General features: G+C 40.1%; 12 protein-coding genes and 1 tRNA gene. 3 read left to right on the forward strand and 10 right to left on the reverse strand.

Annotated features, from left to right (window positions below; genetic code table 11):
- Complete coding sequence (locus ACESNQ_RS05645; protein WP_373075673.1) at positions 1-492, reverse strand: SAG1386/EF1546 family surface-associated protein; 492 nt, start codon at positions 490-492, stop codon at positions 1-3.
- A 45-nt stretch (positions 493-537) separates the two neighbouring features.
- Here ACESNQ_RS05645 and ACESNQ_RS05650 point away from each other — a divergent pair, with 45 nt between their 5' ends.
- Positions 538-741 carry a ferredoxin gene (locus tag ACESNQ_RS05650; protein WP_373075675.1) on the forward strand — a complete coding sequence of 68 codons (204 nt, stop codon included), beginning with the start codon at positions 538-540 and terminating at the stop codon, positions 739-741.
- A 251-nt stretch (positions 742-992) separates the two neighbouring features.
- On the opposite strand, the gene galE is transcribed toward ACESNQ_RS05650, so the two are convergent.
- From galE to ACESNQ_RS05675, 5 genes are all read right to left on the reverse strand, one after another.
- Entirely contained in the window at positions 993-2,012 is a 1,020-nt protein-coding gene (gene galE, locus ACESNQ_RS05655; protein WP_373075836.1) for a UDP-glucose 4-epimerase GalE, read from the reverse strand.
- Positions 2,013-2,118: 106 nt separating this feature from the next.
- Positions 2,119-3,213 (reverse strand): NAD(P)/FAD-dependent oxidoreductase, encoded by a 1,095-nt coding sequence (locus ACESNQ_RS05660; RefSeq protein ID WP_373075677.1) that lies wholly within the window; start codon positions 3,211-3,213, stop codon positions 2,119-2,121.
- 16 nt (positions 3,214-3,229) lie between these two features.
- Positions 3,230-4,027 carry a Nif3-like dinuclear metal center hexameric protein gene (locus ACESNQ_RS05665; RefSeq protein WP_373075679.1) on the reverse strand — a complete coding sequence of 266 codons (798 nt, stop codon included), beginning with the start codon at positions 4,025-4,027 and terminating at the stop codon, positions 3,230-3,232.
- A complete protein-coding gene (locus tag ACESNQ_RS05670; protein ID WP_373075681.1) occupies positions 4,014-4,691 on the reverse strand; it encodes a tRNA (adenine(22)-N(1))-methyltransferase in 678 nt (225 codons plus the stop codon). The genes ACESNQ_RS05665 and ACESNQ_RS05670 overlap by 14 nt, the downstream gene beginning before the upstream one ends.
- Positions 4,692-4,792: 101 nt before the next feature.
- Positions 4,793-7,129, reverse strand: a complete 2,337-nt coding sequence (locus ACESNQ_RS05675) for a cation-translocating P-type ATPase (protein ID WP_373075683.1) — start codon at positions 7,127-7,129, stop codon at positions 4,793-4,795.
- 131 nt (positions 7,130-7,260) lie between these two features.
- Between ACESNQ_RS05675 and ACESNQ_RS05680 the strand changes: the two genes are divergently transcribed.
- Both ACESNQ_RS05680 and ACESNQ_RS05685 read left to right on the forward strand, forming a co-directional pair.
- Positions 7,261-8,010: a lysophospholipid acyltransferase family protein gene (locus ACESNQ_RS05680; RefSeq protein WP_373075685.1), complete on the forward strand. Its 750-nt coding sequence runs from the start codon at positions 7,261-7,263 to the stop codon at positions 8,008-8,010.
- A gap of 107 nt (positions 8,011-8,117) precedes the next feature.
- Positions 8,118-8,190 (forward strand) — tRNA-Thr (locus ACESNQ_RS05685).
- A 292-nt stretch (positions 8,191-8,482) separates the two neighbouring features.
- On the opposite strand, the gene pyk is transcribed toward ACESNQ_RS05685, so the two are convergent.
- The 4 genes from pyk to ACESNQ_RS05705 all read right to left on the reverse strand — a co-directional run bounded on the left by pyk (position 8,483) and on the right by ACESNQ_RS05705 (position 14,836).
- Positions 8,483-9,988 (reverse strand): pyruvate kinase, encoded by a 1,506-nt coding sequence (gene pyk, locus ACESNQ_RS05690; RefSeq protein WP_373075687.1) that lies wholly within the window; start codon positions 9,986-9,988, stop codon positions 8,483-8,485.
- Between the two features lie 66 nt (positions 9,989-10,054).
- Entirely contained in the window at positions 10,055-11,062 is a 1,008-nt protein-coding gene (gene pfkA, locus ACESNQ_RS05695; protein WP_004253883.1) for a 6-phosphofructokinase, read from the reverse strand.
- An 81-nt stretch (positions 11,063-11,143) separates the two neighbouring features.
- Positions 11,144-14,245 (reverse strand): DNA polymerase III subunit alpha, encoded by a 3,102-nt coding sequence (locus tag ACESNQ_RS05700; RefSeq protein ID WP_373075689.1) that lies wholly within the window; start codon positions 14,243-14,245, stop codon positions 11,144-11,146.
- A 156-nt stretch (positions 14,246-14,401) separates the two neighbouring features.
- Positions 14,402-14,836 carry a hypothetical protein gene (locus ACESNQ_RS05705; RefSeq protein WP_373075691.1) on the reverse strand — a complete coding sequence of 145 codons (435 nt, stop codon included), beginning with the start codon at positions 14,834-14,836 and terminating at the stop codon, positions 14,402-14,404.
- Positions 14,837-14,968: the final 132 nt, after the last annotated feature.

Genomic DNA, 14,968 nt, shown 5'->3' on the forward strand with positions numbered 1-14,968 from the left:
CTATCTTGTCTTAAGGACATCACCAGGATTTGCAAACCAAGTTCCTGAAGACATATGACCAGGGTTTAGAGCTTCAAGTTGAGCAATAGAAATCCCAGCTCGAGCTGCAATCGCTGCTTCCCCTTCTCCTGCCATGACTGTAATAGTTCCTTCAGAATCAGTACGTGCCTCTGTATGTTCTTGTTGAGTTGTCTCTGCTTCTGTTGACTCTGTTGACTGGGCAGTAGTAGCCACTGTTGTAACTTCTTCTACTTTTGGAGCCGAAGAATCATAAAAATCTTTCAAAGCTGAAGTGCGATCACTTCCGCCTGATGACAAGTAGACCAATACAACTACCATCCCAACAACAATCACAAAGAAGAGAACAGCTAGAACCGTTAAAATACGATTGGCCACGACACCTGAACCTTTTTTGTTTCGTTGACGGCGTTCTGTTCTTGATTCCTCTTCTTGGTTTTCATAAATATCTTCTTGCCACGGTTCCTTTTCCATACCTTACTCCTTGAGTTTTTTTTAGTTTCTTATTACAATATAAATATGAAGATTAGACTTATACCTGAACGTTGCATCGCTTGTGGGCTCTGCCAAACTTATTCAGAATTATTTGATTACCATGATAATGGTATCGTCCGTTTTTACGATGAATCTGAGCAATTAGAGCGAGAAATTGTTTGCAACGACGACATTTTAGAAGCCGTTAAAAATTGCCCTACTCGTGCTCTGATTATAGATGAATCTTAAAATTTGGTGGAACATCAATCTCTAATTTCCACTCTCTCTAGTTTAGCATATTTTTCTAGAAAATTATAGTCTTTTGCTAGCTATTTTTATACAATTTTACTTTTATTTGTTCCAGCATTTCAATAATAAATAAACTGTTCTTTTAAGACGTTTTTCTATCACTTAAGCACTAATCAAATTTTTTATTTCAACCACATATAAAGTTATAAAAAAAGAGGAATTACTTCCTCTTTTTTTGTTTAATCAAACGATTAGTCATCAAATCCATTTGGATGTTTGCTTTGCCAACGCCATGCATCTTCACACATTTCTGTAATACCAAGTCCAGCTTCCCAACCTAGTTCTTCCTTAGCTTTTGCTGGGTCTGAGTAGCAGGCTGCAATATCACCAGGGCGACGTTCAACGATACGGTATGGAATTGGGCGCCCAACAGCTTTTTCCATATTTTGGATAATTTCAAGAACTGAGTAGCCTTTCCCAGTACCAAGGTTATACACATTGAGTCCAGAGCCTTTTTGAAGCTTCTTAAGGGCGGCAACGTGTCCTTTTGCTAAGTCAACGACGTGGATATAGTCACGAACACCTGTTCCATCTTCAGTATCGTAGTCATCTCCGAAGACTTGAACTTGTTCTAACTTACCAACTGCGACTTGTGTTACATATGGCAAAAGGTTATTTGGAATACCGTTTGGATTTTCTCCTAGATCTCCACTCTCATGCGCACCGATTGGGTTGAAATAACGAAGCAACACAACGTTCCATTCTGAGTCTGCTTTATAGATATCTGTCAAGATTTCTTCCAGCATAAGCTTGGTACGGCCATAAGGGTTAGTAGCTGAAAGTGGGAAATCTTCTAGGATTGGAACAGTATGTGGATCTCCATAAACTGTTGCTGATGAACTGAAAATAATGTTCTTACAGTTGTTTTCTTCCATTGCCTTCAAAAGGCTAACTGTACCGGCAATGTTGTTATCATAGTATGCAAGAGGGATACGAGTTGACTCACCAACTGCCTTCAAACCTGCAAAATGAATCACACCTGTTGGCTCTTCATGTTTGAAAATGTCACGAAGTGTATCTGTATCGCGGATATCAGCTTCGTAGAAAGGAATTTCTACTCCTGTGATTCTTTCAACTACTTCTAAACTTTTACGGCTACTGTTGACCAAGTTATCCACCACGACCACTTGATGTCCAGCTTGGACCAGTTCGATGACCGTGTGAGTTCCGATAAAACCTGCTCCACCTGTTACCAAAATCTTTTCTTGCATCATTTTTCCTCTATTCTTAAATTATTTTTTTCATTTTACCATTTTTGATAGGGAAAGTCATTTGCTATCCTAATCCTATCGTAAAAACTAGGTAAAAAGTTTACGATTATTTCTCTTTAATATATCTTTCAGTCGGATAATCCGCTGGATCCAAGACTCCACTTCCCCCTTGAAGCATTTGGGCTAGGTGATAGCCTATAATGGGTCCAGTTGTCAATCCTGACGATCCTAATCCACTCGCAACAAATACTCCTGACAAGTTTGGCACTTGTCCGAAAAACGGCGAAAAATCACTCGTATAAGCACGAATCCCCACGCGCTCACCACTTATCATTATATCTTTTATGCTAGGATAAAACGGACTTGCTACTTCAGCCATTTGCTGGAGCAAATTTTTATCGACTGTAAGGTCAAATCCCATATCATTTTCATGGGTAGCTCCTAGAGATAACTTACCGCCGGGAAATGGTATCAAATCCCACTCACCTTCTGGCATAACTACAGGGTAAGCTCCCATGTCTTGTTCCACTTGATAATCTCGGAGTTGCCCCTTTTGAGGACGAATGTCTACCTCATATCCTAAAGGCTCTAAGATGTGATCAAGCCAAGCTCCTGTGGACAAGATAACTTGGTCAAACATTTGATTGTCTATCTGATAACCCGGTACTAGAGGAGTTAGACTGACCTCCTTCTTTACGACCTTCACTTGACTGGCTTCGAGCAAGCGACTTACTAGGAGTTGCCCATCTACTCGAGCTCCACCTGAAGCGTAGAGCAATCTCTCAAATCCCTCTAATCCAGGGAATAGGTTACTTGTAGTAGCTTGGTCCAAAATGGCTAATTCGCCAATTAAGGGAGATTCATCCCTACGTTGCAAGGCTAAGTCATAGAATTCTTCGAGCTTGGAATCATCTTTTTTGAGAAGTAAGACTCCTGAGCGCTGGTAAAAATCAACTTGTTGACCCGATTTTTCTAAATCAGCTAATAAATCCACATAAAAATCCGCTCCCAAGCGAGCCATCTTGTACCAAGCTTTATTACGTCGTTTAGAGAACCAGGGACTAATAATTCCTGCTGCGGCCTTAGTTGCTTGGCCCTTTCCATAATCAAAAACAGTTACTTCGATATCTGCTTCTTTAGAGAGGTAGTAAGCGGCAGTTGCCCCTACAATCCCTGCTCCTACAATGGCAACTTTTTTCATTGTCTTTACCTTCTAACTAGATATGATGGAATGGATTGGTAGAAGCCTGACTTGCGATAACTTCGAGAGACCAAGCATTCTCTTTCTTCCATTCGTTCAAGAGCTCTGCAATTTTTTCGATAAAAAGTACTTCGATATAGTGTCCCGGATCTAGAGCTAACAAACCATCTGACAGCATATCTTGTGCAGTGTGGTAGTATATGTCTCCAGTAATGTAGACATCTGCTCCTTTTGCCAAAGCATCAAAGTAGAAAGACTGCCCACTGCCACCACAAATAGCTACTCTTGAAATGGTCTTTTGCAAATCAGTCTCTTGATAATACACCATACGAAAGCTATCCAGACCAAATACTTCCTTAACATGACTCGCAAATTCTTCAAAGGTTTGAGGGCGAATATTGCCAATACGACCGATCCCACGTTCAGGACCTGTTTCCTGCAGATAAGTTGTATCCTCAATACCCAATAGTTGGCAGAACCAGTCATTAAGACCATTTTCAACAATATCGATATTAGTATGACTGACATAGACAGCGATATCGTGCTTGATGAGATTGATATAAATCTGATTTTGAGGACGGCTAGCTACCAAGTCCTTGATTGGACGAAAGATAGGCGCGTGCTTGACGATAATCAAATCTACTCCCTTTTTAATGGCTTCTGCAACCGTTTCTTCACGAATATCGAGGGCAACCATGACCTTTTGGATTTCTTTGTCTAGGGTACCAATCTGCAAACCACGGCTATCACCCTCCATAGAAAATTCTTGGGGGCAATAGGCTTCATAACGATTAATCACTTCACTTGCTTTCATGGAGCACCTCCTTGATGGCTTGAATTTTATCTGCTAGAACCTGACGTTCTTCTTGTTTTTTTTCTGGAATTTGACTAAGGGCAAACTCAAGCTTAGCAGCTTCTTTTTGCCACTTTTGGACAAATACGGGGCTAAGTCCTTTAGATAGAAAAGGGCCAAAGCGGGTGTCACTTGCTGACAATGTCATTTCACCAGCTTCTACTACTATAATCTCGTAAAATTTGCCAGCTTCCTCTAAAATGCTTTCGGCTACAATCTGGAATCCATGGTCCTGTAACCAGCTACGCAACTCGTCTTCTCGGTTATTGGGTTGGAGAATCAATCGCTCAACAGTTGCTAGTTTGTCCAAACCATCTTCTAATATCGTAGCAATCAAGCGACCACCCATTCCAGCAATAGTGATGACAGAGACCTGGTCACTTTCTTCGAAAGCTGCTAAACCATTGGCTAAACGAACCTGAATTTTCTCAGTCAAACCATGACTTTCAACATTTGTAACTGCAGATTGATAGGGACCTTCTACAACTTCTCCTGCAATAGCACGTTCGATATGACCCTTTTCAACTAATTCAATCGGTAAATAAGCATGGTCGCTCCCGACATCTAGTAGAACAGCTCCTTGAGGTACAAAAGAAGCCACCATTTCTAATCTCTTTGAAATCATCTTCTCTCACTTTCCAAAAGTCTATTTCCCTTTATTATACCATATTTTAGCTAGCAATCCTCCACCTAAAAAAGACCGCAATCACGGATTGCAGTCTTTCTTTATCTTTTAACTTGATAACGATTTGTCAGGATGAAAATGACAGCAAATATGACCATCATAATGCCATAGACAGGTAATGTTTGTCCTGTCAGTGTTGAAATTTCAAGCAATTTTTGAATTCTTGGAAATAGAGCTGTTCCAAGGAAGCCACCAACTGACCAAATAATCAAGAGCACACGCCACAGACTAAATGGCAAACAAGCTCTAACTACAGACATGAAACCAATCGATGCCAGTAGATAATACAGAAGTGTTGAAATTTCAATGGCTGACCAACCTTGACTGGTTCCAAAAATTTTAATAAATAGAACGCTAAAGACTACCATCAAGGCACTTGGTAAAGCACGAAGCATGGACTTTCTGAGGAAGTTTTGTTCTACTGGTTTGATATTTCGTTCAAAGGTCAATACGAACGGCGGGAAACCTTCCACAAACTGGTCAATCATGGTAATCTGAATCGGAATAAATGGGAAAATCAGAATCCATTCAGTACGACCCAACAATGCACTTGCAATACAGATAACTGCAAGCAAGAAAGAGTAGATTGTCTTAATCAAGAAAATCGGTGCGATGTGGGCAATATTATTGACCACACGACGACCTTCAAAGAGAATCTCAGGTACATCATTAAAGTCTGAGTTCAAGAGAACCAGATTTGCAATCTGACGGGTCGCTGGATCTCCTTCAGCCATAACGATGGAACAATCTGCCTCGCGGAGAGCAAGGATATCATTGACACCATCTCCTGTCATGGCTGTAGTATGTCCTGCTTTTTTCAGAGTTTGGATGATTAGTTTCTTTTGATGAGGCGAGACACGTCCAAAAATCGCTGTCTCCTCAGCCATAGCAATTAATTCCTCGTCCGTGATTTTTGAACAATCTACATAGCTATGATAATCTGCAAAACCTGCTTTTTGAGCAATACTTGAAACGGTAACTGGATTATCACCAGAAATAATTTTCAGCCCTACTTCCTGAGAACGAAGATAGTCTAAAGTTTCAGCTGCCCCTTCTCGGATTGGATCTAAAATCTCAAGCAGAGCCAAAGCCTGAATATCAGATGGCTTCTGTGGTTTATGGTGATCAAGTTTTTCTTGACTGAGAGCCAGAACCAAGACACGAGATCCTCGTTCAAGAGCTTCCCTAGCTTCAGGAACTTCAGCATCCAACAACATCTCTGGTGCGCCTAGGAAAACAGTTCCGAGACCTTCCAATTCCATCGCTCCCCATTTTCGATCACTAGAAAATGGAAGACTAGAAATCATCGGATAGGCTACCTCTCCCGCAAAACGCTTTCGAATAGCTTGGGCAGTTGGATTTTTATCCTCACTGTGTGCCATATAGCTGGTTAGTATTTTTGCAATAGCATCCTTGTCATAAGCCTGGGTCAGCGGAAGGACAGTCTCAACCTGCATCTTTCCTTGAGTGATGGTACCTGTTTTATCCAAACAAAGCATATCCACGCGTGCAAGGGTTTCAACAGAATACATCTCCTGCACCAAGACCTTCTTCAAACCTAGCTTGATAACAGCGGTTAAAAGAGAGGTAATGGTCAAAAGGGCAATTCCCTTAGGCAACATTCCTAAAAGAGCTGTAGAAGAATTCACTACAGAAGACTTCAGTGGCAGACCTTTTAAGACCAAGGCTTCAAGCAAGAGAGCAATACCAAAAGGAATGATAATTTTCCCAGTAAAGCCGGCTAACTGGTCTAGCGATTTCATGATACGTGAGTTAATTGGCTTCACTGTCTTGGCTTCAAGCATGAGTTTAGCAGCATAGTTATCCGCTCCAACATGATGTACCTGAGCGAGGACAGACCCACTTGCAAGAAAGCTACCCGACAACATTAAGTCTTCTACTTCTTTTTGCACCAAGTCGCTCTCACCCGTTAACATAGCTTCATTGACTTCTGCAAAACCTTCTAACACAATCGCATCACTTGGAATCTGATCTCCTGCTGATAAGCGAATCACGTCATCCAAAACAAGTTCTTCAGGATCCAAAGCAATCTCTTGTCCATCACGAATAGTCGTAATCTTTTCTTTATTCAAGAGGTTGAGTTTATCAACCATATGTTTGGCTCGTAGCTCGGTAACAATCCCTGAAAAAGCATTAAAACAGATAACGGCAAAGAAGACCAAGTTGCTCCATGCTTGAACAAAAGCGAGTGCTAAGGCGATGGCAAAGTTTAGAGCATTGAATAAAGTAAAGACATTTCGCTTTACAATCTGCCATGTACTAGTACTAGCTGAAGCTTGGAAATCATTGACCTGTCCCTGTTTCTGACGTTCTTTTACTTCTGATTGGCTTAATCCCAACATTTTATTTTTATCCATAAACTCTATCATATCATTTTTTTTTGAATATTTCTAATTTCATATAAAAAGCTATTCCGCCTAAACAAAAAACATTTGCCTGTCCTAGTATGATAAGGTATAATAAAAGAAAGAAAACTGAAGGAGACATCATGTTTTACACTTATCTGCGTGGGCTGGTTATGTTGATTCTATGGTCAATCAATGGAAATGCTCACTTTCACAATACTGAAAAAATTCCAAATTTAGATGAAAACTATATCCTTGTGGCCCCACATCGTACCTGGTGGGATCCAGTCTATATGGCTTTTGCAACAAAACCAAAGCAATTTGTCTTTATGGCAAAAAAAGAACTCTTTTCAAATCGCATCTTTGGTTGGTGGATTCGCATGTGTGGTGCTTTCCCTATCGACCGTGATAACCCAGGTTCTTCTGCTATCAAATATCCAATTAATGTTCTTAAAAAGAGCAATCGCTCACTGATTATGTTTCCTAGTGGTAGCCGTCATTCTAACGATGTTAAGGGTGGTGTTGCTCTAATTGCGAAGATGGCTAAAGTTCGCATAATGCCAGTTACCTATACTGGACCTATGACACTAAAAGGACTCATCAGCCGTGAACGTATTGATATGAACTTCGGAAACCCTATCGATATCTCGGACATTAAAAAGATGAATGATGAGGGAATTGAGATGGTTGCAGACCGCATCCAATCTGAGTTTCAACGCCTGGATGAGGAAACAAAACAGTGGCACAACAATAAAAAACCAAATCCACTGTGGTGGCTGATCCGTATCCCTGCCTTGATTTTAGCAATTATTATCGGAATTCTAACAATCCTCTTTACTTTTGTAGCAAGTTTTGTTTGGAATCCAGATAAAAAGAGAGAGCAATTACAATAGTCTAATCTTCACAAGCCCAAGCAATAAACTTGGGCTTTTTTCAATGAATTAAGATACTATTTAGTATATTGACAAAAGCTTAAATCTATAGTATACTTTCAAAGTAAGCTGATTTAGCTCAGTAGGCAGAGCGCATCCATGGTAAGGATGAGGTCGCCGGTTCGATCCCGGCAATTAGCATCATTCAGCAGTTCCTATCTGAGGAGCTGTTTTTTTCTTGACAAAGTATTGACCCTATAGTACAATATAGTCTGCGATGAGTCGATATGTAGCGAGAGCTACAATTGCGCAAAGGAGGTCATAACGCAGGAGCGGACCTTGAGAAATTGTGTGAACCAGTTTCTTACATGGAGATGCCTCTCATGCTCTCTGGTTTTCCAGAGAGTTTTTTTAATTCCTTTATATTCTACAACAAAAAAAGACCTATCACATAAGCTCGAAAGCTTGATGAGATAGGTTTTTGTTTTTTTGATTAACGTACAGTACGGATACGCATTGTGTTTGTACGAACTGCTTCTCCAAGTGGCACACCAGCTACGATAATGATATCGTCACCAGATTGAACCAAACCTTGCTCAACAGCAATTTTTTCAGCAAGTTCAAACATATCGTCAGTATTTGAAGGACGTTCAGTTGTTACTGGAATAACACCCCAGTTCAACATCAATCCACGTTCAGTCAATTCATCGAAAGTAATTGCCAAAATGTCAGCATTTGGACGGTATTTAGAGATCAAACGTGCTGTGTGACCAGTCTTAGTCAATGTAACAACCAATTTGATATCCATTGAGTTTGCTGCATCTTTAACTGCTGATGCCATAACTTCTGTCTTAGAATTACGTTCAAATGTATCTGAGTTCAAACGTCCGTATTCGTTAAGAAGAGTTTGAGCGTTCTTGTCGATTGTAGCCATTGTACGAACAGACTCAAGTGGGTATTTACCGTTTGCAGACTCACCTGAAAGCATTGTAGCGTCAGTTCCGTCGATAACAGCGTTAAATACGTCTGATACCTCTGAACGAGTCGCACGTGGTTTTTCAGTCATTGTTTCAAGCATGTTTGTTGCAGTGATAACAACTTTACCAGCAGCGTTTACTTTAGTGATGATCATTTTTTGGTAAACTGGAACCATTTCGAATGGTACTTCGATACCCATGTCACCACGAGCAATCATGATACCGTCAGCAGCTTCAATGATTTCGTCCAAGTTATCGATACCTTGTTGGTTTTCGATCTTAGCGAACAATTGAACGTGACCGTTACCAGTTTCTTCACAGATAGCACGAACTTCGTTTACGTCTTTTGCAGTACGAACGAATGAGATTGCGATGAAGTTGATACCTTGTTCAAGACCGAAGCGGATATCAGCGTTATCACGTTCAGCAAGAGCTGGGAAAGGAATTTTAGTGTTAGGGATGTTTACACCTTTTTGTTTAGCAATAACACCGTCATTTTCAACTTCAACGATGAATTCACGACTTGCGTCGTCTTTTTCTACAACGCGAAGACCAAGTTTACCATCGTCAACCAATACTTGGCGACCAACTTCAACGTCATCATAGATATCAAGAGCACCAGCAACGTTCAATGCAATCACTTCACGAGTTGATTTGATTCCTTGTTTAGTTGCAACACGGATTTTTTCACCAGTTTTGTATGAGTACTCTTTAGCTTCACCTTCGAACAATTCAGTACGGATTTCTGGACCTTTAGTGTCAAGAAGGAAACCAACTTTTTTACCTGCAAGTTTTTCTGCAAGTTTAACAGTTGCCATACGGTCACCTTGTTCTTGGTGGTCACCGTGTGAGAAGTTGAAACGGAAAGTGTTAGCTCCTGCTTCAATCAATTGAGCAATGTTTTTAGCTGAAGCTTCAACATCAAGTTTTTCACCCCAGTATCCATCATCACCGAATTTTTTACCACCACGGATTTCTACCGCAGGACCCAAAGTTGCAACGATTTTTACACGTTTGTTCATGATTTTTGTGACTCCTTTATATAATTCGACCTTTAATGGTCATTTTACCAGATTAGTTAAAGTTGATTATGACAAGCTCTTGTTCAAGTCAGAAAGTTCAAGATCAGCTTTATGAGGGTTGTTAACGACAATTTTACCATCAGCTGTTAGGCTAAACAAAGCTCCTTCTTCTGCTGTTCCAAGAATTGGATTCTCAACCATTTTCTCGTTACGAATACCGACAGCGACACCACCGATTCCTTGTTTAAGGAGTTTAACAGCGTGTGCTCCCATACGAGATGCCAATACACGGTCACGAGCAGTTGGTGAACCACCACGTTGGATGTGACCAAGTTCTGTAACACGAAGGTCACTTGTATCGCCAGCTTCTTTTAGTTTTTGACCAAATTCAGCTGCTGACATGACACCTTCTGCCAAAACGATAATATTGTGTTTTTTACCGTGTTCATATCCAGCTTTGATGCTTGCTACGATATCTTCAAATTTGAAACCTTCTTCAGGGATGATGATTTCGTCAGCACCAGTTGCAATACCTGCCCAAAGAGCGATATCACCAGCGTTACGTCCCATTACTTCAACGACGAAAGTACGACGGTGACTTGACGATGTATCACGAATCTTATCGATCGCATCCATAGCAGTTGTTACTGCAGTGTCAAATCCGATTGTAAAGTCTGTACCTACGATATCGTTATCAATTGTTCCTGGAAGTCCGATAGCAGGGAATCCATGCTCAGTCAAGCGCATAGCTCCATGATAAGAACCGTCACCACCGATAACTACGACACCTTCGATACCGTGTTTTTTCAATTGCTCAATCCCTTTAAGTTGACCTTCGAGTTTTGCAAACTCAGGGTAACGAGCAGAGTGAAGGAAAGTACCACCACGTGAAATGATGTCTCCTACTGAAGCAGCATCAAGTGGATAAATTTCACCAGCAACCATACCAGCGTATCCATCATAGATACCAAAAACTTCCATTCCTTCTGAGATTGCTTGACGAACAACTGCACGAATGGCAGCATTCATACCAGGGGCGTCCCCACCACTAGTCAAAACAGCAATACGTTTCATTTGGTTTTGCTCCTTTTTCTTTTAACATTCTAACTGATTATACCATATTTAAAGTTAAAATTCTTTTATTTTCATTGATTTTTAACGATAAATCGTTTTCATGACAATCTGTTTTAAAGATTCTTGTAAGCCAGCGTCTTTTGCAACTAAATAACCAGGCAAAAGAACATTTTTTTGTTCATTTTCATAACGGATGACAACAGGAATTTGCCCCTTGTACTGATCTAAAATATGATAAATTTCAGAATCGTGGTCATGATTAGCTACCTGAATCCAAAAACGCTCACTCACTGCTTCTTTCAGATTATTTAAAATTAATTGAAGACGACCATCTCTGGATTGCACTTTTCCATTTAGGTAATAGAAACTTCCTTCGTGCAAGCGATTTTTAAATTGGCGGTACTGTTCAGAAAAAACAGTGACCTCCAGACTTGTTTTACTATCAGTAACTTTCAAAAAGGCCATATTTTCACCTTTTTTAGTTCGAATCACTCGGATAGACTGAATCTCAACGAGCACTGTAGCTGTCTGTCCCTCGAAAAGCTCAGATAAACTCACGATTGGATACAAAGGATTCTTCGCTAAAACTAGCAATGGGTGTTGGCTAATTCCAACGCCTAACCAATCTTGCTCTTTTTGGAATTTTTCAATATTTGAAAAGTCCTCTGTATCTGTCCAACTATAGCTAGAATCCCCAAAGAGACTACCTAATTCTTCTACAAAGATAAATAGAGTTGGTAGATTGGTTAAGATTTTTTGACGATTTTTATCAAATCCGTCAAAAAGTCCTACTTCCACTAAAGGGGTTAAGAGGCTAATCTTTTGATAATTTTTGGGTAATCGTGTGATAAAATCTTCAACACTGTTAAATGGACGATTCTCTATAATCCAGTAGGCAAAATCACGAGGCATTCCCTTGATACTCTTGAGTCCTAAATGGATTGTCTTATCTGCTAGCTTATCTTGATATGGAACCGTATTGATAGAAAGCGGAGCTAGTTCAAATCCCATATCAAGTGCATCTAGAATATAATCTCCGCTAGCATAATTGAGCATGACCTGATAAAAGATTGCAGGAAAATGTGTTTTAAAGTAGGCAAGCTGAAAGGCTAAGGCAGCATAAGCATATGCATGCGAACGGTTAAAACCATAACCGGCAAATTTTTCCATTACGGTAAAAACTTCTTGAGCCTGTTTTTGTCCATGCCCTTTTTCAAGGGCACCTTGGATAAAACTTTCTTCCATTCGGTGCATCTCAGACGCATTCTTTTTCCCCATAGCACGACGCAACATATCGGCTTTCCCAAGGCTAAAACCAGCATAGCGTTGAGCTACTTGCATCACCTGCTCTTGGTAGAGCATAATACCATAAGTCGGAGCTAGAATATCTTCTAAAACAGGGTCCAGAACCGTCACCTTTTCTTTACCATGTTTTCGAGCCACAAAGTTGTCGATATAGTCACTCGCACCTGGTCTGTTAAGGGAAGTCGTTGCTACTACTTCTTCAAAATTTTGTGGTTTCACGCGTTTCAATAAGCGAATGGCTCCAGGTTGTTCAAACTGAAAGATTCCCTTGGTCTTACCAGTCGCAAAGAGGGCTAAGGTTGCCTCATCCTCAAGGTCAATATCCTCAATCCTTAGTGAAATTCCTTGGGTTTCATATAAGAGCTCCTGCATTTTTTGAGCGAAGGTTAGGTTTCGAAGGCCCAAGAAATCCATCTTGAGCAAGCCATTTCCTTCAACTCCATGGGCATCATACTGGGTAATCAGCATATCTTCCCCATACTTGAGAGGGATATAATCTGTTAGATTTTTATCACTGATAACGACACCAGCTGCATGGATAGAAGTCTGTCGTGGATAACCTTCAATCTTTTTGGCAATAGAGAAAGCCTTTTGGTACTCCATCTTACTCTGAATGATTTGCCTAAAACCAAGATTTCCTTCATAGGTTGTCGTTAGAGTATCTTTAGAGCCTATTTTTTTCGTAATGGCCGTCAATTCATATTCAGGGACACCATAACGTTTGAAGACATCTCGGATGGCTTGCTTGGCTCCAAAGGTTGAATAAGTGACAATCTGAGCAGCATGGATACTACCATAACGGTCACGAACATAACGGATAAACTCAGGGCGATAGATATCTGGGATATCAATATCAATATCTGGCATGGTGTAACGTTCACGATTCAAGAAACGCTCAAAGATGAGGTTCTTAGTTACAGGATCAATCCCAGTAATATCGAGGGCGTAGGCTACTAAACTTCCAACTGCTGACCCACGTCCCATTCCCATATAATAGCCTTGAGAACGACCAAAACGTAAGAGATCCCAGACAACCAAGAAATAGTCATCAAACCCCATATCATGAATCACAGATAACTCATCTTCTAAACGAGCCTGATAATCTTGATTCCATAACCCTTTCTGCTTCAGACCCTGAATAGCTCGTTCCCGGAGTTCTTCAACAGCTGGTCTCTCCGGATTAAAACGAGGAAGCTTGAGACTACTATCAATCTCGTAGGAAGTCCCCTTGGTCAATCTTGCTAGGTTTTCGACTGCTTGTGGAAACTTCTCTACAAAAACCTGTTCTAGACGGTCAGCAGGCAAAAACAAGCCCTGTTGAGATTGGACATCAACCTCTCGTAAGGTCACATTTCCCTTGATCGCTTTAAGCATCTGTAAGGCTTCCAAATCCTCAGGTTCGAAAGAATTAACACGATAAAGAGGGAGAATTGGTTGAGAAAAATTCGATTGAGGTGTATCTGGATAAACCCCGATATAGTAATCGTGTCCTAAATCTAAACCAGCAATTTCAGAATAATATGGAACAATAACACAAATATCCTCTAGGTAAGAAGAAAAATCAGTCCATTCTTTTTTACCTGTCATCTTTAAAGACGACAGCTTCATCAGGTTTTGATAACCTCGATTTGACAGGGCTAGAAAACGTAGATTGATCCATTCATCTTGATGATGAACAGTCATCTCAAGACCTAATAAAGGCTGAATCTCCTGTTTTTGGCATTCTTTGATAAAGTAATAGGCCCCGTAGAGATTGTCTTCATCCATGATTCCAAGTGATGAATAGCCATATTCCTTCCCTTGGCTGACATATCTCTTAATTGAAACCATGCTCTCCATAAAACTATAGACAGTTTTTGTATCCAGTTGGGCAATCATTCTTTCTCACCTCCCTTATTCTTTCTCTATTATACCATTTAAAAAATAGAAAAACAGATACTTTTGTTCTTATCAAACTAAAAAACCACAGCCTTAAATGCTATGGTTTTGTGATATGAAATAAGTTCGAAGAAGAGTTGCACCTAGCTTTTTAACTTAGTTACTTGTATCTTTCGTTAAAAATATCCCGATTAGAACTAGGACTAGTGAGAGATAAGGAAAAACCCTAAACATCTGCCAATCCGGGTCGAATGCTAAAAGTCCGGAAAGCAAATAAAATCCTACACTCGCATACAAGAAATTTCTATTTACTTTCTTGATTCCTATCTGTGTTAAGACAGTTGCTATAGCGTAAGCAATTAAATTAGGACCTAGAAAAATCAAGAATACAATTCCCCATGGACCAACAACTAAAGCAAGAGTTAAAAATAGAAGAATATAGGTAAGTGCCAAATAAAATGAGAAAGATAGAAGAGCCGAAGGTTTCTTGACAGCTTTTGGACCATTCTGCATATCTTCCACCGAATTATTTTCTACAATTAGTTTATCTTCTTCTTTGTTTAGCTCTACATTTGGATTTTGGTCTGACATTTTTTTCTCTCACTAATTTGTTTAATTACCTTTATTATAGCCCAATTTGTCACATTAAGCTAGATAGAAAAAAGCCATCTATGTTAGTCTCAGACAAACGCTCACATTTGTCTGAAATAAACTAACATAAAT

Source organism: Streptococcus infantis (assembly GCF_964243025.1).
Lineage (GTDB): Bacteria > Bacillota > Bacilli > Lactobacillales > Streptococcaceae > Streptococcus > Streptococcus infantis_N.